The following is a 17,723-nucleotide window of genomic DNA, read 5'->3' on the forward strand; positions in this document are numbered from 1 at the left end:
CCATTTCCCCCGCACCTTGATGTAAGTCTCGTCAACCCGCCAACTGCCAGACATCGGCCGCCGCCACTGCCAACGCATCAGACGCTCCATTTCAGGGGCGTATTTTTGAACCCAACGGTAAATCGTTGAGTGATCAACCCGAACACCCCGCTCCGCCATCATGGTTTCAAGGTCACGATAGCTGATCCCATAACGGCAATACCATCGCACCGCCCAAAGCACGACCTCACCCGTGAAATGACGCCCTTTGAAATCGTTCATGACAACCGCTCTCCTGCCTGACCACGCTCGAAAGTGACCTCATCAAGAAAACTTTGCAACAGAGCCCGCGGCGACCCGAGGCCAGCGAGTAGAGACGTGGCACGGCGCTGCCCTGCGGCAGGACACCGATCAGGTCGCCCGCCTGAAACCGTGCGAAACCCGCCCCGGTCAGCCGCTGCCACAGCGTCGCGCGCGGCAAGGCGAAGCGCAGGATCGCGGCCCCCGCCTGCATCTCGGCCCCGTAGTTGCGCCGCGAGACGAGGGTCAATGTTTCGGTGCGCGGCGAGACGGGCTGGTGAGAAAGCTCGAGAGAGATGCTAAGCGCCTCGCCAAGAGCGCGGCCCCAGCGCGCGAAATCCTGCGGGGACTGGCGGTCGATTGCGTCAAGCGGCAGAAGCTCCGGCCAGTCCTTCGCTTGCGCTGCTGCCGCAACGTCCTTGGCAAAGGCGCAATAGGCCGGAAAACTCCGATCTCCGAAACCAAGCACAGCCATGGGAATATCCGGCGCTCCGTCGAGGGCGTTCAACCGGTCGAGGAAGCCCTTCGCCGAGGCCGGCGCAGCCCCGTCGCCATAGGTCGCGGCGAGCACGATGATGCGCTCGGCTCGGGCGTAGCGCTCTGGCGCGAAGCCCGACATCGGGCCAACATGGACGCCCTGCCCCGCTACCGTCAGCGAGGCATGCAGGGTCGCGGCGAAGCCCCAGGTGCTGCCACCCTCGCTGCCGACAAGAAGGATCGTCTCGGCACGGCCCGCGGGCTGGTTGCCGCGGATGCGCGGCCGCCCGCGCCGCCCGGCAAACCAGATCAGGACGCCGGTCACGCCCATCGCCGGCACTCCGAGCGCCATCATCCCGAGCACAAGGCCGAGCGTCGCGGCCCCCTGCCCCGTGTGCAGCATGTAAATGGTTTCCGAGACGCGCTCCCACCCGGTCAGGTCGGCCCATGCCACGAGCGCGCCGGTTCCCTGGTCAAGATAGCCGGTGCCCCGGTCGGTCTTCAGTGTGAACACGTCCGTCGCATCGCCGGGATAGGGAAAGCTCAGTTCGCGCAGCTCGGCGACGGGCGTCTGCAGCAGCGTGGCCATCTGATCGAGAGCGAACCCAATCTCTCCGCTCACTTCGGTGGGATCAGTCGGCAGGACGCCACCGTCCGGCAAAAGATCGAAGGTGGAGGCTGTCATCCAGAGGGCGGTGGTGGAGGACAGAACGAGGCCGATGACGGCGATCCGGGCGATCTCGACATGCAGCCTGCCCGCGAACGGACCGCGCAAGGACGCGAACCAGTGCCGCCATCCGCCCGCCCGTCGCGCGACCAGCATAGCACCCGAGAGCGAGAGGACCAGCATCGCCGCGGCCCCGGCGGCCATGGCGATGCGCCCGCCATCCCCGAGGAAGAGCGAGCGATGAAAGTTGGTGAGCCAGCGAAGGGCCTGGTTCGGGTCGGCCGAGGCAACGCCCGCGCCCGTCGCCGGGTCGATCACGGCAGCACCCGGCGCGCCCTGATCGAACCAATAGGCGGTGATCCGACCGGAGGGCGACCGCCGGATCTGCTCGACGCCCGGATAGACGGCCTGGATGCGGTCCGCGAGGGTGGCGACTGTCTGACCAGTCTCCACCTGCGGCGCGGTGATGCGCTCGACTGCCGGAAAGACCGAGAGCGCAGCGCCGCTCAGGCTCAGGATCGTGACGAGCGCGAGTGCCAGTAGACCCGGCCAGCGATGGAGTGTACGGATCATGGCCCTGCCCCTCACATGTCGTAGGAGAAGTTGGCGATGTAGCGCCGGCCGGTCACCGGCGTACCCGCGCCCGCCGTCGTCAGCGGCACGGCCACCTCGTTCGGGCTGTCGCGCATATCCTCGACCGCCGCGTCTATGTGAAGCGTGTAGCCCGCATCGAACAGCGCATCGGCCAGATCGAGCGTGATCTCGAGACTGCGGCCCGCGCCGACGCTGGCGCCGGTGATACCGTTTACCTGCGTGGTATCGCCGCCCGTGGCACGGTACCAATCGCTCAGATGCTCGTAGTACTTGGACTTGCCACCAGCCATCCAGAGACTGCCGACATAGGCGCCCGAGGCGTCGGTAACGTAAAGCGCGAGGTAAGCGCCGTCGCCGCCATAGTTGTTGAGGGTGGTTGTGAGCGTCACGGGCCGTGCCATAGCGAGGCCGGGAAGCGTGAGTGCGGTGGTCAGCGCGAGCGTTGCGAGAAGTGATTTCATGGGAATGATCCTTGTTCAGGGTGCTTCGGAGCTGTTCAGTTCACCTGAACCTGCGGAGGGGCGCCGTTTCCGAAGAGGCCGTTCTGCGGAGGAGCGACCGTTCCAGCGGGCGCGGGATTGCGGGCGCCACCGCGGTCGTCGTCATCATCCTCGTAGTCCATCTCGACGATCTGCAGCGTCGCCGGATCGAGCTTCACCTCGATCTCGCGGCCATCCTGGTCTCGGCCTTGGATTTCGTAGCAGCCGTCGTCGATCTCGAAGTCGCGCACCGTCCAACCGTTCTGTTCGGCCATCTGCATGGCGGCCTCGCGCGGCTGCCACTGGTCACGGGGCGCATTGCAATCATCGTCGTCGGCCAGCGCAGCGCCGGCGGGCAAAAGTGCGATCAGGGCAAGGGCGGTCAGAGTCTTTTTCATGGCAAGGGGTCCTTTCGTTTGATGAGACCAATCTGGCACCCCGACCTGAGGGCATCCTGACGCCCCAGCGATTCCTGCTTCAGCTTGCCGTCAGGAAAATGGCCCCGCCGATGAGGGCGGGGCCAAAAAAAGATGCGAGCGCAGGCTACAGGGCTGGCATGGCTATGCGCCCTGCCCCGCGTTCAGGTGAATTCGAACTGCTCGAAGCGGACACGGCGAGGCGTTTGGCCTTGTGCTTTCAAGCCCTTGAGAATCCCGTCCTTCAGACCGGTTGGGCCGCAGAACCACAAATCGGCTTGCCGGATCGCGAAAGGGACCGCGCCAATCAGGCGCTCGGCCGTGAGCCTGCCATCGCGCGTCGTAACGACCACCTCGAAACTGAACCTCGGGTTGCGGGCAGCCGCAGCGCGCAGCGTCTCTACCCCAATCGCCTCCTCTTGTGTCCGAACGCAGTGGATGAGGTGAATGTCGCGGCTATCCGCTTCGCTCAGGCTTTCGGCCCAGGCGAGGAACGGCGTGATACCGATGCCGCCCGCCAGCCATATCTGGCGCGCACCGCCCTTGCGGAAATTGAACCGTCCATATGGCCCTTCGACCTGCACGCGCGTTCCGGTCCGCAAGATGGCGGGCAGGCTTCGTGTCCAGCCACCCAAGCCCCGGATGGAGAACGTCAGGGTGCCGTCAGGGCGCGGGGCGCTGGCGATCGTGAAGGGGTGCGGCTCGGACAGTCCTGCCTCTGGCGCGCGGAAGAAGGCGAATTGCCCCGGCCGCCACCGCATGGCCCGCCCCTCGGGGCGGAGGGTTAGCGTGGTGGTGTCCTTGGTCTGGCTGATCTCTGTGACGGTGAATTCTCTACGCCGCAGGTACGGGGCGACAAGCTCGGTAAATATCCACGCGATCACTCCGGCGATGCCGAATGTGTTCAGTAGCACCGAGAGCGATGGATCTACCTCTGTCGGCATGTCGACGAAGAACTGGTGAAAGACCACGATTGCAAAAAGGGCCCCCATGAAACGATGGCTGAACCGCCAGATCTGATAGGGGATTTCCAGTGGGGTGAAGGGCAATCTCCGGAACCAGCTGACAGCAACCAGGGCGAGAAGCGCGTTGAAGGCAAGTTCGCCCGCCTCTTCACCAAGTTCACCAAGGGAGGTTTCACGCACCAAACGCTCGAAATCCGGCTCGATCTGCTGGTGCAGGATCATCAGGACCATTGCGGAAATACCAAGCCACTTGTGGAAACGGTACATGCGATCGAGACCGCCGAACAATGGTTCCACCAGCGGCGGCCGTGCGGCGAGGATCAGGGTCTGTGCCATCGCGACAACTGCCGCGGCCCCGACGGCAATGCCAAGTGCTGCATCCGCGCCATAGGGCGCATAGGTGTTGAACCCGATCAGTGCCGCCAGCAGGCATGGCAACGCAACCAGCACCGGGCCCGTCAGAGCTAGAGGAGAGTTTAGGGAAAGCCGGGAGAGTGGCGGCAGGCCCGGCACCGGGACATTACCGTCGCGACGCGCTGCATCAGTCATCGTCGCGTCTCTCGTGATCCCGCTCGCGGCGATCATCCTCGTCGTCCTCGTATTCGAACTCGATTATCTCCAGCGTGGCCGGGTGGACAGTCACCTCGATCGCACGCCCCTCGGCATCCCTCCCATCGATCTCGTAGCAGCCGTCATCGATCTTGATCCGGCGCACCGTCCAACCATTTTCCTCAGCCAGCATGGCAACAGCATCGCGCGGCTGCCAGTCGGCCATCGGCACGAAGCAATCGTCGTCAGCCAGCGCCGCGCCGACCGGAAAGACCGCGAGAAAGCCGATAATTGTCAATGTCTTCTTCATGGGGCACACTCCTAGTGGCTCGCCTCTTGATGCCATTCATGCGCCGCGAAGCTGACGGCAGCCTGAAGGGGCTCGACCCACAAGCTTCAGCTTCGTGTCAGCCAGACGGATCATGGAGGGACATCAGGAAAGGACGGGTACGACCATGCGCATATTGCTGATCGAGGACGACACGACTCTTGGCGCTGCCGTGCGCGACCAGATCGCAGCTGATGGCCAGTCAGTAGACTGGGTCACGCGGCTAGACGCGGCGGCAGACGCGATGAGCGCAACCTCCTACGACCTGCTCCTGCTCGACCTCATGCTGCCAGACGGACGTGGTATCGGGTTCCTCAAGGGCCTCAGGACGCGTGGAGACGTGACGCCGGTCATCATCCTGACGGCGCTCGACCAGGTGTCCGATAGGATCGAAGGCCTCAATGCGGGCGCTGACGACTATCTTGTGAAGCCCTTCGACCTGTCGGAACTGTCGGCACGGATCGGATCGGTCGCGCGGCGCTACAGCGGCAACCCCAACCCGATCCTGACCCACGGACCGCTCGACATCGACCTTGCCGCGCGCAGCGTCCATCGGGATGGCAGACATGTGCCGCTGACGGCGCGGGAATGGGCGCTCTTCGAGGCCTTCCTGGCGCGTCCCGGGCAGCTCCTGTCCAAGGCGCAGTTGGAGGAGAAGCTCTACGCTTTCGACGCCGAAGTCGAGAGCAACACCATCGAGGTGCACGTGAGCCGCCTGCGCAAGAAACTGGGGAGCGCCATCATCGAGACCGAGCGCGGCATGGGTTACCGGCTGGGCAAACCATGATGTGGCCCTCCAGCCTTCAGGTACGGCTCGGCTTGTCACTCGGCCTTGTGCTGACGATCCTCTGGCTCGCCGCCGCCACGGTTACTGCGGTGATCGTTCGGGGCGAGATGGACGAGGTCTTCGACAGCGCCCTGCGCGAAACCGCCGAGCGCATCCTGCCGCTGGCCGTGACCGACATCGTCGGGCGGGAAGATCAGGGTGTGACGCAGCGCCTCGCGCCGATCCGGGAGCATGACGAGTTCTTCACCTACATCGTACGCGATGCCGAGGGACGCATTTTGCTGCAATCCCATGCGGCGGACCCTGCCGTGTTTCCTCCATACGATGGTCCGGGATTTGGGCAGAACGCCACACATCGCCTCTACAGCGACGCGGCGCTCCAGGGGACGATCAGCATCACCGTGGCCGAACCGTTGGCGCATCGCGCTTCGGTTGCTCGGGAAATCCAGATGAGCCTCGGCCTGCCGCTGCTGGTTGTGCTGCCGTTGGCGCTCGCGTCGATTATTCTCGCTGTGCGCTTTAGCCTCGCCCCTCTCCATCGGTTCCGTACGCGGCTTGAAGCGCGCGGCGTGCGCGACCTGTCAGAAGTACCCGCGGCCGACCTGCCGACAGAAATCCGACCGCTGGCTGCAACCTTGAACAGCCTTTTGGCTCGGTTGCGCGACGCGTTCGAGGCTGAGCGAAGTTTTGCAGCCAATGCGGCTCATGAACTAAGGACACCATTGGCGGGCGCTATCGCCCAAGCGCAGCGACTGCGGTCAGAGACCAAAGATCCGACCATCGACGCGCGCGCCGCCGAGATCGAGGCGACGCTCAAGCGTCTCGCTCGGCTGTCCGAACGTCTCCTGCAGCTTGCGCGGGCGGAAGGCGGTAGACTTCGGATGGACCAGAGCGCTGATGTCAGAACCATCACTCGGGTCGTGGTGGAAGATATTGCGCGCAGCACAGAGAACGGGCGCCTTATGTTGAACTTGCCGGACACGCCTGTCTTGTCTGATATCGACCCCGACGCATTGGGAATTCTGTGCCGGAATCTGGTGGAAAACGCCCTACGCCACGGGGCGCAGAATGCCCCAGTCGAGGTTACACTCACGAGCGACGGGCAGTTGATCGTGGCGAACGAGGGCCCCGCGGTAGCAACCCAAACACTCGAACGCCTGACAGGGCGCTTCGAGAGGGCAGATGCAAAAACTGATGGTAGCGGGCTTGGCCTCGCTATCGTCTCAGCCATCGCAGAACGGATCGAAACCTCTCTCTTGCTCCAGTCACCACGTCCCGGTGAAACTTCTGGATTTCAGGCATCCGTCAGATTGCCAACTGATGCTCCAAATGCCCATGTGAAAGATCGGGAGCATTGGCCTTGAAGTCTCACGTCGCAGCGCCCCGAGGGGTGCGGTGTCGATGATGGTTGTTGTAGACATGATTCTTCATTCTGAATGCGAGTAATCGCACTCATCCCATTGATATTGTTACACTATAGGGTGATTGCGGGCGGAATCTCCGCCCCCCGCTGGATCACGTTATTCCGCGGCCAGCATCGACGCGCCTTCAGCAGGCAGGTCATCCGTCAGAAATGCAGGAAGGTCAGCTTCACTGACGCTGTCAGCCGCTTCGGCATCCGCCCCCTGCCCTTCGGCATGGTCCTCATCGTCCAGCGCCACGAGATCGTTCCGGCGCATGACGCTCGTCGACCAGCTTTGCCACCACGCTGTCCTTCAGATCGCTCGCCTGCGCCGGCATGTAGACGTGACGCACTGAGGCTTCGAGACAGCTTCCCGAAGCAGAGGAAGTGCGGAAGGTATCCATCACAAGCTTCAGCAGCAGCAGAATCAACGCCACGTCGGGCGAGCGCCCGATCTCTTCACGCAGCGCCAGCGTCCGGTGGGCCGTCAACTCCATGACCAACCGCTCGGGCAGCGGCTTCACCCCCCCGTCATCCTCATCCTCTGGCAGGTCAGCTCCGATCGGCTGGCCACCCGACATGATGATGGTTCCGACATGAGCGGCACTGGCATGGCCATCGGTGAGATCACGATCATCCCCCTGCCCCGCCTCCGCAGGATCAGTAGCATCCTGGACCGCTGTCTCGTCAACGGGCTCATCCTCTGGACGCACATACCCGCGATAAACTGCCAGAGCGCCGTAGCGGTCGAGCGTGACGAACGCCCCTGCCCGCCCGATTTCCAAGGGATCGAAGATCAACGGCCGGGTCTCGATCTTTTCCATCTCCGTTTCCAAAACGCCAAGCCGCGCATCGATCTCTTCAGGGATATCATCCTGACCTGCGTATTCTTCTTCCAGCGCCCGGTACTCGGCGAGAAGCTTGGCATGGGCCGCGCCTTCGTCATCCGTCATCGGTGCCGGATCACCGGACAGCGACCGCAGCCCTTGGCTGTAGCCGTAGGGCAGGTCGAGTGCGACCTCGATCCATTTCCAGCCCTCAGCCGCAACCGTCTCAGCCTCGGCCTTGAGTTTTTCTGTCACCAGCCGATCAAACAGGGCAGGGTCTTCGAGCCAACCTCCATCATCGCCTTGGAACAGGTCATGCAGCATCGTGCCGCCCGCCGCTTCATAGTCCTCAACACCCACAAAGACCGCACGCCGGTCGGACGCTCGGACCGAGGTCTCGGTCAGCATGCGCCGGATCTGGAATGGCTCCTTGTTCCAGGATGAATGGATCACGTCCCAGACCTGCATCTGGCGGTCATGATCAGGATTGACAGTGAAGGCCATGAGCTGCTCCAGCGTCATGCCATCCTCGGCATAGATCTCAAGCAGGGCAGGGGCGACGGAGGCAAGTTTGAGGCGCTGCTTCACGATCTGCGGCGTCACGAAGAAGGCGGCAGCAATCTCCGCATCGGTCTGACCCTTGTCACGCAGGGACACAAACGCGCGGAACTGGTCGAGCGGGTGCAGGGCGACGCGCTGCATGTTTTCTGCAAGGGAATCGTCCTCGGCCAGGATGTCGGACGTAGCATCGCGCACAATGCAGGGAATGGGCGTGGTCTTTGCCAAACGCTTTTGCTTTACCAGCAAGGACAATGCTTGGGAACCGGCGGCCCCCAGCCGGGATCTCGAATTTGCCGGTCTCGCTGCCATCGTCGCCCAACACGGGCCGCACGCTCAGGCTCTGCAACAGACCGCGGCGGGCGATGTCTTCGGCCAGTTCCTCGACGGACACGCCAGCCTTGATGCGCCGCACGTTGGACTGGCTCAGCACCAGCTTGTCAAAAGGGATATCCCGGGACGGGAACAGGGTGATTTTCTGGACAGCTTTCGTCATCAGATCTTCTCCACGACGGGCGCCGGAAGCCACTCTCCCGATCTCACTTCCCGTCACCCTCAAACCAACACTCCTTTCCCTCTCGATGATCGTATGGTTGCCAAGAGGCGACTTAACAGCTGTTAAGTCATGCCAACTGAGCACCGCGGCGTTGAAACTTAACAGCTGTTAAGCCGCACTTCGCCGACCGATCAAAGCCATGACCATCGGACCGCAAGAGAATTCGCCCGCCGCGGCCTTGGACGTCAGCGCCCGCAAGTATCCACCCGGTGATCTGATGTCGGAAAAACGTTCCAGCATAGCCGCGACGACGATCGAGGCTTGCTCTGGTCCCATGCAGCGTTGCGCTTCTTCCCAAGCGGAAACACTGATCCCCATGGCCGGCCGTACATGACAAGCCGCGTCGAAAAGCTGGTGCCAGTGTCGAACGTCGCCCTGATAGAAAGTCTTGAGCGAGGGACAGCCGGCGATCACCAGGTGGAGTGGGATTTTCGGCACCCGCCTCGTGTCAGGCTCTTCAAGGTCAGCCACGGGCTCACCCGTATCATCATCAGGCGCGCGTCCCGCCGCTCCGCCTTTTTCTAAGGCAGGTTCAAGATCTATAGATTCTTTATTTGAATTATGATGGTGACGCTCAAAATGGGCATCATTGGTGTTCATTTCTTCTGTTTCAGGGCCATCAATGACATTGCGCGCCTGGTCAAGAAGGGTCTCCAGTTCAGTCCGAAATGCCGACAGATCCTCAAGCGAGAGTTTGCGGCGAAGAGCACGGGCTGTGAGGGCGGCCTTGTCGCGGAGCTGGTCCCATAGGCCAAGCCCAGGCTGGATCTCCTCGCCGAACTCCGCCAGAGCGGCCAAGTCGCGACGCATAAGGCTCACCACCTCCCTCAGTCGCCGCACACGGTCCTCGGCCTCACGCACAGCCTCTGCGGCCCGTGCAATTTCCTCTGCCCGGCAATAGAGCGGGGAGAGGTCGAAGCCGAAGGCCACCCGATCTTCGCCACGCTTGCGCACATACCGCTTCCCATTGGGGCTATCGCGCCGCATGAGCAAGCCTGCCTCGACCAACCGGGCGAGGTGACGGCGCATCGTCGAGCAAGGCATGCCGTTCAGCCGCTCGCAGATCGCCTTGTTGGATGGGAAGACGACCATTTCGGTGTTCCCGCCAAGCGCATCGTCCGGAAAGAAGCTGAGAAGTCCCTGAAGAACGGTCAGATCGCGCTCGGAAACCCCAAAGGCCGCCTGTGCCTTGGACAGCTCGCGGAGGAGCTCCCACTTGTTGACGGGCCTGCCGAGAACAGACGCCTCAGGACGCTCGACCACGCGCAGATGGGCGTGCGATATCGGCCGCATAAACGGCGAAATCGGTGTGTAATCCATGATGTCATTCACGAAGGCAAAATTTCCCTGGCCCGCGAATCGCTTTGCGCTTGCGGGAAAGGGGCCAGATCGCTACATTCAGAGGTGCGAAAACTGAAGTTTTGTAGCGGGCTGGTCCCGTGCGAAACCTAAGAAAGGTCTCGTGAAGCTTGCTTCTCGGGGCCTTTTTCTTTTCTGCCTGTCTCGTGCCTCCTTTTTGATTGTTGCTCTTCCTCAGTCTTCCGAACGCTTCCAGCGCTCGTGAAGCTCGGCGATCAGCTGCGGGGCGTTGCCCTCAAGCCAGCTGACAAAATCGCTCTCCTCGGCCTTCAACTCGAGCTTGAGTTGCTTTCCACGACGTCCGGTCGTGACAGTGGCGGCACCGACCCCCGGAATCACCGTGCCGGGCCGCCCGCGAGGGCGAGACGAGGATGTGGTCTGTTCGGGCTTCCCTGCAGCAGAGAGGACGGCCAAAAATGCATGATCGGATTTCTCGTCAATACCGCCTTGGTAGGATGTCTTGGCCTCAGCCGCCAAAGCTGCAAGCAGTTCGCGATCGGCATCCGTAGCCCCCAGCAACTTCTTGAGCTCTTCCCACCTGGGCCGACCAATGCCTGGAGCGGCACCGATGGCGAGGACCAGGTCCTCCCCAACGGTGCGGACCACGCTTAACAGCTGCGACACTCCTGCCTCGGTCAGATTGAGAACCTCGGCGACACCCTTGTTAGTGCGTTCGGATGCGCTCAGATGGTCACCGTCGAGCAAGGCTGCGGCAACAAGCGCTCGTTCGATGAAGCTTAGATCCCGCCGCTCCTGGTTCTCTAACAGCTGATCACGAAGTGCCTGATCGCCCTCCATCTCTGTGACAATGGCGCGGACCTTGATCCCAAGTTCTCTGCAAGCTTCCAGTCGACGACGGCCATAGATCAGGCTGTAGCGATCACCATCAAGCGGCCGGACGAGGATTGGTACTCGCTGTCCGTTCTTGGAAATTGACGCCTTGAGGCCCGCAGTCTCGATCTGCAGCCGGTCATCGAGCCGACCTGTGGTTTCGATTTGGTCAGGCTCGATTTCGAAAACGCCGCCGCGCAGCCTGCGCCCTTCAAGAGCGTCGGGCGCGTTGCGCAGGGTCTGCAGTGGCAGTCCCAGTTTAGGCTTTCTTGCCATTGCGTCCCCACGTGTTCTGGATGATCGCCGCGATCTCGTCGTTGACGGCGTTCATGGATTCGATTGCACGATCGAAAGTCTGACGCGTGAAGTCCTTCTTGTCGGCCTCGTAGAGCGTCTGCTTCGTCAGCCCTGCATCAGAGATCGCAGTAGACTCAACCATGTGGTTGGTCAGGACTGACCTGCCGAACAGACCCCGAATAAATGCAATGACCTCGGTCTGCGGGGCATCACCCACCTTGTAGCGGGTCGGCAGAAAGCGCAGCCAGTCGAAGCGAAGGTTTGCGCCAGCATCCCGGATGACGCCAAGCAGATCAGCGGTCATTCGCAGAAACTGCGACATGGACATCAGATCGAGCATTTGGGGGTGAACGGTAACAAGCACCCCTGAAGATGCTGAAAGGGCGGACATGGTTAAAAAACCAAGCTGCGGCGGACAGTCGATGACGACGACGTCATAGTCCGCTTCGACACTGTCGAGCGCGTCGCGCACACGGGCAAAGAATGCGCGGGCGCCGCCACGCTGAATGGCTGCCGGCGTCTCATGTTCGAATTCCATGAGCTCGAGGTTCCCGGGAATCAGGTCAAGACCACGGATGTAGGTCTTGCGGATCACATCCGAGATCGGGACCGGTTCATCGTAGCGAACCGCATCATACAGCGTGCCACCCTCCATCAGGTCCAGCTCAGGCTGGATGCCATGCAGCGCGGAAAGGGATGCCTGGGGGTCCAGATCGATCGCAAGGACACGATATCCCTTGAGAGCCAAGCGCTGTGCAAGGTGAGCGGATGTTGTCGTTTTCCCGGACCCGCCTTTGAAGTTCACAACAGAAACAATCTGAAGCTCGTCACCGGCACGACGCCCCGGAACGTAAGTTCCAGGCTTCTTCGCGTTTGCCTCAAGGGCGTGGCGAATCTCCCAGATATCATCGAGGGTATATCGCCGGTGGCTGCCCGCAGTGGTTTCGACGTCAGCGATCTTTCCTTCTCGATGAAGCTTGCGAAGGTAGGTATGATCGACGCCAAGCAACTCGGCCGCCTCGCCGCTGGTCAGGCTGCGCATGACTTTTTTGGCGTCGGGAGGGAAGTGGGCAGCACGTTGCGCATGAAGATTGGACGCAAGAAGCTCTGCGTAGTGCCCGATGGCAATGTCCAGGTCCTGCTCAGCTTCGCTCATCTCTGCCTCGATTCGTGGGCGCGTTTTTTATGTGATCGCGCGTTATTTATCGAGACTATTGCCCGAGCTATCAGATTCGTGCAAGCTCTTTCTAGATTTGGTGTCAGTCGCTGCGTCATGCACAAGAGTAGCTAGGGTTTGCGGCAGGCTTGTCTTCGGAACCCTTCGGATATACATTATAAGACGTATATCCACATGGGAGGTCACGATGCAGGTCGCAAAATGGGGTAACTCGCTGGCCGTCCGTTTGCCCGCGGAGCTCGTCCGAGAGCTTGGTCTCAAGGAGGGTGATCAGATCGACCTGGTCAAGGACGACGGTCGGGTCAGAGTCCGTCGCCTTGCTCGTGCGGATGAGGTGCTGACCGGCCTGCGCCGCTTCCGGGGCAAGTTGTCCGCAGCAGAACGTCTGAGCCGCGACGACGCACATGAGCGCTGAGTTCGCGGACACGAATGTCGTTCTTTACCTGCTCGACGACGGCCCAAAGGCCGATCGCGCCGAGGTCATTCTGGGGCAGGGGCCCCGGATCAGCGTTCAGGTTCTAAACGAGTCACTGGTGAACTGCCGCCGCAAAGCTGGCCTCGGTTGGGAGGAAGCAGCGGCCTTTCTCGAAGGCGTGCGCGCCTTGTGTCCCGTCGAAGATCTCACCGTGCAGACCCATGACGTCGGCCGCGCTTTGGCGGAACGCTACGGCTTCTCGATCTACGACGCGATGATCGTGGCCAGCGCTTTGGTTGCGGGGTGTACCACGCTGTGGAGCGAGGACATGCAAGATGGCCTGCTGGTGGAAGGCCAGCTTCGCATCGTCAACCCCTTTACATGACCAGACAGCTACTGAGCGTGGAACTGACCACAACCTTGTAATCCTTCCATGTCGTGGAGGATTTGCGAGGTAGCTCGACTACTCAAGCAGCCCCAGTCTCTCAGCCCGTTCCAGCAGCATCTTCACCGAGGAGGGTTGCCAGCTTGTCCGCCCACGGGGCGTGCGCTCGCGCATCGCCTCCAGCCGGGTGCAAATCGCCTGAAGCGTGATGTCGGGGTCCGCGCCCTTGATGGCGGCGACGATGGCGGGCAGGCGGTCGTCGGCCTCGCGGCGGCCAGCCCGGGCGAGCACAGTCTCGGGCAGAAAGCCGTCGCGGACATAGGCCTTCACGGCGCGCAAGAGACGGCTTTGGGTCCAGCGACGCGCCTCGGGCAAGGGGCCGTTGATGATGCGCACCACGTCTTCCCAGGCCAAGTCGGGGCGCAACCGGCGCACATGGGGCACCCAATCTTGTGCCGTTTCGTTCAGACGCTCCATGTAGCCGTCCTGTCGCGCTAGCCGCACCTTGCGAAGAGCGGCAGGGTCTTTGGCCCGCAGTCCAGGGTTTCCGCCCACGCGGCCCTTTGTGCGCGCGCTGGCGAGGCCGGCCTTGGTGCGCTCCCGGATCAGGGCGCGCTCGAACTCGGCCGCAGCGCCCAAGACCTGCAGCGTGAACTTGCCCTGCGGGGATCCAGTGTCGATCGGGTCCTGGATCGAGCGAAAGAACGCACCCCTGGCCTCCAGCCGCTCGATCACTTCCAGCAGATGCGACAGAGACCGCGCAAGCCGGTCGATCCTCACGACGACCAGCGTATCGCCACTCTGGATGCGTTCGAGCACACGCCCAAGCACCGGCCGCGCGCGATTGCCGCCTGAGGCGTGCTCTTCATAGATTTCGGCGCAACCCGCAGATTTCAGGGTCTGCGACTGGGGCAGGGGGGTCTGATCCTCGGTAGATACGCGGGCATAACCAATCAGGGGCATTAAAACAGTCTTTTTGCAGTTTCGCATATCATTACTAAACGACCGTTTGTAAACGAATGCAAGGGCGTGCTCTGTGGCACTGCTCATCAGTAACCCCTTCGTTTGCATAGGCTGAGCGCGATCAGAGAATTCTGGCAGACCGTGCCGCGCGCGTGCAATATAAGGAGCGCGGGCGCATTCCGACAAAACCCTTGGGTAAAAAGCAAAAACCCAGTATTTTGCACATATGAAGCCTCAAGCGCCTGCCTTTCATGATGAATCGGACGTTCTCTTTCTCGATGCTGAGGAGGTGGAACAGTCGTCCGAGGACGATCATTGGTTCCTGCCCGGTCCCATGGAAGAGGAGCCGGATTATCTGCCGCCCGGACCGCGGGCCGAACCGCGTGAAGCCGAGGTCCTCGACGATTGGCGGAAAGCAGAGGCGGGTCATGCCGCGCGTCTTGCCCGTGTGGCCGGTCGTGTCGGCGCGCTGGACGACCGCCTGAAGCGCAGCCCGGAAGGATGGCGGCACAGGCTTGCCCTGATCGAGGCTGCCGACCTCAGCTGGTTCGCGGGTGACCGCATTGGCCCGGATCGCATTGCTATTTGGATATCCATGCGCCTGTCAGGCGTTCAAGAGGACCCCGCAGCACTGGCGCGTGTCGGTTGGGCGGTACGTCGTCTGACAGGGGGACCAGGCCCAGAGGTGGACCTTTCTGCCTTCCTCGATCGTCGCGATCCCGAGAACATGGTCGATGACGCCGAGCCTTTCGCGGATCGCGCGGGCGGTTGGCTGAACCTGATGGCGCAAGCCGCCGAGCTGCACCCGATAACCCGTGCCTGCACGGGTTATCACCTCTGGAGCCTTGCGGGCCTTGGGCAGCAGGGCGATCGAATGGAAGCGGCAGTCACGGCCGCGCGGATCGCGACCAGCGAGGGCAAGGGAGCAGTCTTTGCACCTCTGGCCATGGGTGGGGCAGGGGGGCTGCGCGCTGGCGGCCCACCCGCTGACCGTTTGGCGCGTTGGCTTGAGGGGATGGAGACGGCATGTCTGACAGCAATGCGGCACCTAGACGATATTGAAGCATGGTCAGCGCGGGCGGAAGCCGAAATGACACCGCTTTCGGGCAAGACCCCGCGCGCCTTGCGCGCTGTGCTTACCGAATGGCCCCTTGTCTCTGCCCCGATGGGCGAGGTCCTGACCAACGCTAGCCGTGCCGCCGTTCAACGCAATCTCGCCTGGATGGAAGCGCGAGGCTTGATCCGCGAGGTGACCGGCCAGGGGCGATTCAAGATATGGGTAGCGGCACGATCTTGAATCTTCCAGTTCGATGCATGGGAGCTTCAAGAGTTCGGGAAGTTCGTGTCATAGTTTTCAGTTTCCAGAAATCGCGTCGAGCACCGGACAGTTGGGGACTTCGGCGCCAGAACACCTGGATGCCGTTGCAGCGAGGACGGATTCGATCCGCCGGAGATCCGAGATCTTCGCCCGCACGTCCGCAAGGTGACGTTCTGTCCGCTCCTTGACCTCGGCGCAGGTCGGCGCGGCACCATCGTCGAGCCCCATCAGCCCGCGAATGTCCTCCATCGAGAACCCGAGCTTGCGGGCGCGCAGGATGAAGCGAAGGCGCGTGGCGTGTGCGGCGGAATATATCCGGTAGCCTGCGGCGCTGCGCGGCGGGTCGGGCAACAGGCCGGTTTTCTCGTAATAGCGGATCGTCTCGATGTTGCATCCGGTCGCCCGGGCCAGGTCGCCGCGTGTTAAGCTGCTCTCGCTTTCGTGATCGATCATGGGGATTTTCCTCTTGAGCCTGTAGCTACTACAGACCCTACACCCATCGTCAACCACAGACGAAAGGTGCGCGACATGGCGCTGACAGACGACAGAACTGACACCTCAGCAGCGGATCGCCCCGCCCGAAAGGGCTGGCTTGCGGCGGGCGGGGTGATGGGCGCCTTTCTCGCCTCGGCCTGCTGTGTCGGACCATTGGTGCTGCTGACCCTCGGCATCTCGGGGGCCTGGATCGGCAACCTGACGGCGCTGGAGCCCTTCAAGCCGATCTTCGCCGTGATTGCGCTCGGCTTCATCGGGGCGGGATTCCGGCAGGTCTATTTCCGCAAACCGACCGTCTGCGAGCCCGGTTCCTACTGCGCGCGCCCATCCTCGGCGCGCATCACCAAGTCCGCTCTCTGGACCTCCCTGATCCTCGTCCTCGCTGCACTCACCATCGACTGGTGGGCTCCGCTTCTCTACTGATCTCGAAAGGACACCCTCATGAAGACGATCCTTGCCCTTGTTCTGTTCGGCCTGACCGCCACAGCACCCATCACGGCCATCCCTGCCGTCGCGCAAACCGTCGCCGCCGAGCAGACCCTCACCTTCGCGGTGGACAATATGACCTGTGCGCTGTGTCCGGTCACCGTGAAGCGCGCGATGGAGGGCGTCGAAGGCGTGCACGCGGTCGAGATCGACTTCGAGGCGCGCACCGCTACTGTCGTCTTCGACACCGCCGCGACCAGCGCAGAGGCGATCGCCACCGCGTCGGCCAATGCAGGCTACCCGGCGCGCGTCTCGGGTTGACGGGATGACCGAGCGGACAGACCGCAAGCTGATTGCAACAGGTGTCGTCGGCACCGTCATCGCAGCGCTCTGCTGCTTCACGCCGATCCTGGTCGTTCTTCTCGGCGCCGTGGGCCTGTCGGCCTGGCTGGGTTGGCTCGACTATGTGCTGCTGCCCGCGCTGGCGTTTTTAATCGGCCTAACCATCTATGCCGTCTGGCGGCGGCAGCGGCGCAGGGCATCTCAAGAAAATGGATGAGTTCATGAAATTCGAAACCAAGGCGCCCACGGGCGATTTCGACCTCGCCGTGATCGGCGCCGGATCGGCTGGCTTCTCCGCCGCGATCACCGCCGCCGAGGGCGGCAAGCGCGTCGCGCTGATCGGGCATGGGACCATCGGCGGCACCTGCGTGAACGTGGGCTGCGTGCCCTCCAAGACGATGATCCGCGCTGCGGAAGCCCTGCACAGTGCGCAGTCGGCGCATCGTTTTCCGGGCCTCAGCGGAGAGGCGCAGGTCGCCGACTGGTCGGGGCTCTGTTGCAAAGTTTTGTTCAGGCCGCGTGGGCCCCTCTTTTGGGCGCAGTTATGCTGCGGCGAGGCTTTCCTCAATGATTGCGACAGCCTCTGCCATCACGCAAGGTCCAACACCGAAGGCACGCTCGATCATGCGCTTTTCGCCAATGGGATCGCGTGTCAGGTTGAAAGCCCGCCCCTGGCCTTTTCGCAGGGCGCGCATCACCTCAAATCCCTTGATTGTCGCATAGGCCGTCCTCATCGTCTTGAACCCTCGCACCGGCTTGATCAGCTGTTTTAGCTTGCCATGATCGGCCTCAACGACGTTGTTGAGATACTTGACTTGGCGATGTTCCAAA

The 17,723-nt window shown here is 62.3% G+C and carries 20 protein-coding genes and 3 pseudogenes; 9 read left to right on the top strand and 14 right to left on the bottom strand.

The genetic code is table 11. The features are described 5' to 3' along the window. The 6 genes and pseudogenes from BLS57_RS19075 to BLS57_RS19100 form a co-directional block, all read right to left on the bottom strand. A partial coding sequence (locus BLS57_RS19075; protein WP_139186677.1) for an IS6 family transposase occupies nt 1–261 on the bottom strand: 261 nt, incomplete at its 3' end. A gap of 70 nt (nt 262–331) precedes the next feature. Then, nucleotides 332–1,996: pseudogene (locus BLS57_RS19080) on the bottom strand (PepSY domain-containing protein); the annotation flags it as partial. 11 nt (nt 1,997–2,007) lie between these two features. Next, nucleotides 2,008–2,478, bottom strand: a complete 471-nt coding sequence (locus BLS57_RS19085; RefSeq protein ID WP_093744209.1) for a DUF2271 domain-containing protein — start codon at nt 2,476–2,478, stop codon at nt 2,008–2,010. A gap of 35 nt (nt 2,479–2,513) precedes the next feature. Next, nucleotides 2,514–2,894, bottom strand: coding sequence for a PepSY domain-containing protein (locus BLS57_RS19090; protein WP_069301737.1), 381 nt, complete (start codon nt 2,892–2,894; stop codon nt 2,514–2,516). Between the two features lie 182 nt (nt 2,895–3,076). Beyond that, on the bottom strand, nt 3,077–4,426 hold the full coding sequence (locus BLS57_RS19095; RefSeq protein WP_244153741.1) for a ferredoxin reductase family protein: 1,350 nt from the start codon (nt 4,424–4,426) through the stop codon (nt 3,077–3,079). Continuing rightward, nucleotides 4,419–4,736 carry a PepSY domain-containing protein gene (locus BLS57_RS19100; protein WP_009503874.1) on the bottom strand — a complete coding sequence of 106 codons (318 nt, stop codon included), beginning with the start codon at nt 4,734–4,736 and terminating at the stop codon, nt 4,419–4,421. The genes BLS57_RS19095 and BLS57_RS19100 overlap by 8 nt, the downstream gene beginning before the upstream one ends. Nucleotides 4,737–4,881: 145 nt before the next feature. Here BLS57_RS19100 and BLS57_RS19105 point away from each other — a divergent pair, with 145 nt between their 5' ends. Both BLS57_RS19105 and BLS57_RS19110 read left to right on the top strand, forming a co-directional pair. Next, the gene (locus tag BLS57_RS19105; protein WP_009503873.1) at nt 4,882–5,541 is read left to right on the top strand and encodes a response regulator transcription factor; all 660 of its coding nucleotides are present in this window, start codon (nt 4,882–4,884) and stop codon (nt 5,539–5,541) included. Beyond that, entirely contained in the window at nt 5,538–6,905 is a 1,368-nt protein-coding gene (locus BLS57_RS19110; RefSeq protein WP_076535544.1) for a sensor histidine kinase, read from the top strand. Before BLS57_RS19105 ends, BLS57_RS19110 begins: the two co-directional genes overlap by 4 nt. A gap of 156 nt (nt 6,906–7,061) precedes the next feature. On the opposite strand, the gene BLS57_RS20165 is transcribed toward BLS57_RS19110, so the two are convergent. From BLS57_RS20165 to repA, 5 genes and pseudogenes are all read right to left on the bottom strand, one after another. Continuing rightward, nucleotides 7,062–7,220, bottom strand: coding sequence for a hypothetical protein (locus BLS57_RS20165; protein ID WP_425274367.1), 159 nt, complete (start codon nt 7,218–7,220; stop codon nt 7,062–7,064). Beyond that, a pseudogene (locus BLS57_RS19115) lies at nt 7,216–8,824 on the bottom strand (ParB/RepB/Spo0J family partition protein); the annotation flags it as partial. The pseudogene BLS57_RS19115 and the gene BLS57_RS20165, both read right to left, overlap by 5 nt. 168 nt (nt 8,825–8,992) lie before the next feature. Then, entirely contained in the window at nt 8,993–10,204 is a 1,212-nt protein-coding gene (gene repC / locus BLS57_RS19120; RefSeq protein WP_093744211.1) for a plasmid replication protein RepC, read from the bottom strand. Between the two features lie 213 nt (nt 10,205–10,417). Next, on the bottom strand, nt 10,418–11,350 hold the full coding sequence (gene repB, locus BLS57_RS19125) for a plasmid partitioning protein RepB (RefSeq protein ID WP_093744212.1): 933 nt from the start codon (nt 11,348–11,350) through the stop codon (nt 10,418–10,420). After that, nucleotides 11,334–12,527 (bottom strand): plasmid partitioning protein RepA, encoded by a 1,194-nt coding sequence (repA, locus tag BLS57_RS19130; protein ID WP_009503867.1) that lies wholly within the window; start codon nt 12,525–12,527, stop codon nt 11,334–11,336. Before repA ends, repB begins: the two co-directional genes overlap by 17 nt. 208 nt (nt 12,528–12,735) lie before the next feature. Here repA and BLS57_RS19135 point away from each other — a divergent pair, with 208 nt between their 5' ends. Then, nucleotides 12,736–12,963, top strand: coding sequence for an AbrB/MazE/SpoVT family DNA-binding domain-containing protein (locus BLS57_RS19135; RefSeq protein WP_009503866.1), 228 nt, complete (start codon nt 12,736–12,738; stop codon nt 12,961–12,963). After that, nucleotides 12,953–13,348: a PIN domain-containing protein gene (locus tag BLS57_RS19140; RefSeq protein WP_093744213.1), complete on the top strand. Its 396-nt coding sequence runs from the start codon at nt 12,953–12,955 to the stop codon at nt 13,346–13,348. The genes BLS57_RS19135 and BLS57_RS19140 overlap by 11 nt, the downstream gene beginning before the upstream one ends. Nucleotides 13,349–13,426: 78 nt before the next feature. On the opposite strand, the gene BLS57_RS19145 is transcribed toward BLS57_RS19140, so the two are convergent. Next, nucleotides 13,427–14,311, bottom strand: a complete 885-nt coding sequence (locus BLS57_RS19145) for a recombinase family protein (protein WP_093744214.1) — start codon at nt 14,309–14,311, stop codon at nt 13,427–13,429. A gap of 226 nt (nt 14,312–14,537) precedes the next feature. On the opposite strand from BLS57_RS19145, the gene BLS57_RS19150 reads away from it, so the two are divergent. Then, nucleotides 14,538–15,608, top strand: a complete 1,071-nt coding sequence (locus tag BLS57_RS19150) for a hypothetical protein (RefSeq protein ID WP_093744215.1) — start codon at nt 14,538–14,540, stop codon at nt 15,606–15,608. Between the two features lie 57 nt (nt 15,609–15,665). Here BLS57_RS19150 and BLS57_RS19155 read toward each other — a convergent pair whose 3' ends face one another. Next, nucleotides 15,666–16,082, bottom strand: a complete 417-nt coding sequence (locus tag BLS57_RS19155; RefSeq protein ID WP_068286394.1) for a MerR family transcriptional regulator — start codon at nt 16,080–16,082, stop codon at nt 15,666–15,668. Between the two features lie 75 nt (nt 16,083–16,157). On the opposite strand from BLS57_RS19155, the gene BLS57_RS19160 reads away from it, so the two are divergent. The 4 genes and pseudogenes from BLS57_RS19160 to BLS57_RS19175 form a co-directional block, all read left to right on the top strand. Further along, complete coding sequence (locus tag BLS57_RS19160) at nt 16,158–16,547, top strand: mercuric transporter MerT family protein (RefSeq protein WP_054540711.1); 390 nt, start codon at nt 16,158–16,160, stop codon at nt 16,545–16,547. Between the two features lie 18 nt (nt 16,548–16,565). Then, nucleotides 16,566–16,871, top strand: coding sequence for a heavy-metal-associated domain-containing protein (locus tag BLS57_RS19165; RefSeq protein ID WP_038068071.1), 306 nt, complete (start codon nt 16,566–16,568; stop codon nt 16,869–16,871). Between the two features lie 4 nt (nt 16,872–16,875). Then, nucleotides 16,876–17,109: a mercury resistance system transport protein MerF gene (merF, locus tag BLS57_RS19170; RefSeq protein WP_082033411.1), complete on the top strand. Its 234-nt coding sequence runs from the start codon at nt 16,876–16,878 to the stop codon at nt 17,107–17,109. Then, nucleotides 17,102–17,419 (top strand): annotated as a pseudogene (locus BLS57_RS19175) (FAD-dependent oxidoreductase); the annotation flags it as partial. The gene merF and the pseudogene BLS57_RS19175, both read left to right, overlap by 8 nt. Before the next feature lie 15 nt (nt 17,420–17,434). Here the strand turns inward: BLS57_RS19175 and BLS57_RS19180 are convergent. Then, nucleotides 17,435–17,723 (bottom strand): DDE-type integrase/transposase/recombinase (locus BLS57_RS19180; protein ID WP_139186678.1); only part of this gene is annotated, 289 nt, incomplete at its 5' end.

It is taken from the genome of Sulfitobacter delicatus, assembly GCF_900102535.1.
In the GTDB taxonomy this organism is placed as follows: Bacteria; Pseudomonadota; Alphaproteobacteria; order Rhodobacterales; family Rhodobacteraceae; genus Sulfitobacter; species Sulfitobacter delicatus.

Bases quoted from the DNA above. Each gene is read 5' to 3' on its own strand.
- BLS57_RS19085 (WP_093744209.1), bottom strand. From the start codon at position 2,478: ATGAAATCACTTCTCGCAACGCTCGCGCTGACCACCGCACTCACGCTT.
- BLS57_RS19090 (WP_069301737.1), bottom strand. From the start codon at position 2,894: ATGAAAAAGACTCTGACCGCCCTTGCCCTGATCGCACTTTTGCCCGCC.
- BLS57_RS19095 (WP_244153741.1), bottom strand. From the start codon at position 4,426: ATGACTGATGCAGCGCGTCGCGACGGTAATGTCCCGGTGCCGGGCCTG.
- BLS57_RS19100 (WP_009503874.1), bottom strand. From the start codon at position 4,736: ATGAAGAAGACATTGACAATTATCGGCTTTCTCGCGGTCTTTCCGGTC.
- BLS57_RS19105 (WP_009503873.1), top strand. From the start codon at position 4,882: ATGCGCATATTGCTGATCGAGGACGACACGACTCTTGGCGCTGCCGTG.
- BLS57_RS19110 (WP_076535544.1), top strand. From the start codon at position 5,538: ATGATGTGGCCCTCCAGCCTTCAGGTACGGCTCGGCTTGTCACTCGGC.
- BLS57_RS20165 (WP_425274367.1), bottom strand. From the start codon at position 7,220: ATGCGCCGGAACGATCTCGTGGCGCTGGACGATGAGGACCATGCCGAA.
- repC (WP_093744211.1), bottom strand. From the start codon at position 10,204: ATGGATTACACACCGATTTCGCCGTTTATGCGGCCGATATCGCACGCC.
- repB (WP_093744212.1), bottom strand. From the start codon at position 11,350: ATGGCAAGAAAGCCTAAACTGGGACTGCCACTGCAGACCCTGCGCAAC.
- repA (WP_009503867.1), bottom strand. From the start codon at position 12,527: ATGAGCGAAGCTGAGCAGGACCTGGACATTGCCATCGGGCACTACGCA.
- BLS57_RS19135 (WP_009503866.1), top strand. From the start codon at position 12,736: ATGCAGGTCGCAAAATGGGGTAACTCGCTGGCCGTCCGTTTGCCCGCG.
- BLS57_RS19140 (WP_093744213.1), top strand. From the start codon at position 12,953: ATGAGCGCTGAGTTCGCGGACACGAATGTCGTTCTTTACCTGCTCGAC.
- BLS57_RS19145 (WP_093744214.1), bottom strand. From the start codon at position 14,311: ATGCCCCTGATTGGTTATGCCCGCGTATCTACCGAGGATCAGACCCCC.
- BLS57_RS19150 (WP_093744215.1), top strand. From the start codon at position 14,538: ATGAAGCCTCAAGCGCCTGCCTTTCATGATGAATCGGACGTTCTCTTT.
- BLS57_RS19155 (WP_068286394.1), bottom strand. From the start codon at position 16,082: ATGATCGATCACGAAAGCGAGAGCAGCTTAACACGCGGCGACCTGGCC.
- BLS57_RS19160 (WP_054540711.1), top strand. From the start codon at position 16,158: ATGGCGCTGACAGACGACAGAACTGACACCTCAGCAGCGGATCGCCCC.
- BLS57_RS19165 (WP_038068071.1), top strand. From the start codon at position 16,566: ATGAAGACGATCCTTGCCCTTGTTCTGTTCGGCCTGACCGCCACAGCA.
- merF (WP_082033411.1), top strand. From the start codon at position 16,876: ATGACCGAGCGGACAGACCGCAAGCTGATTGCAACAGGTGTCGTCGGC.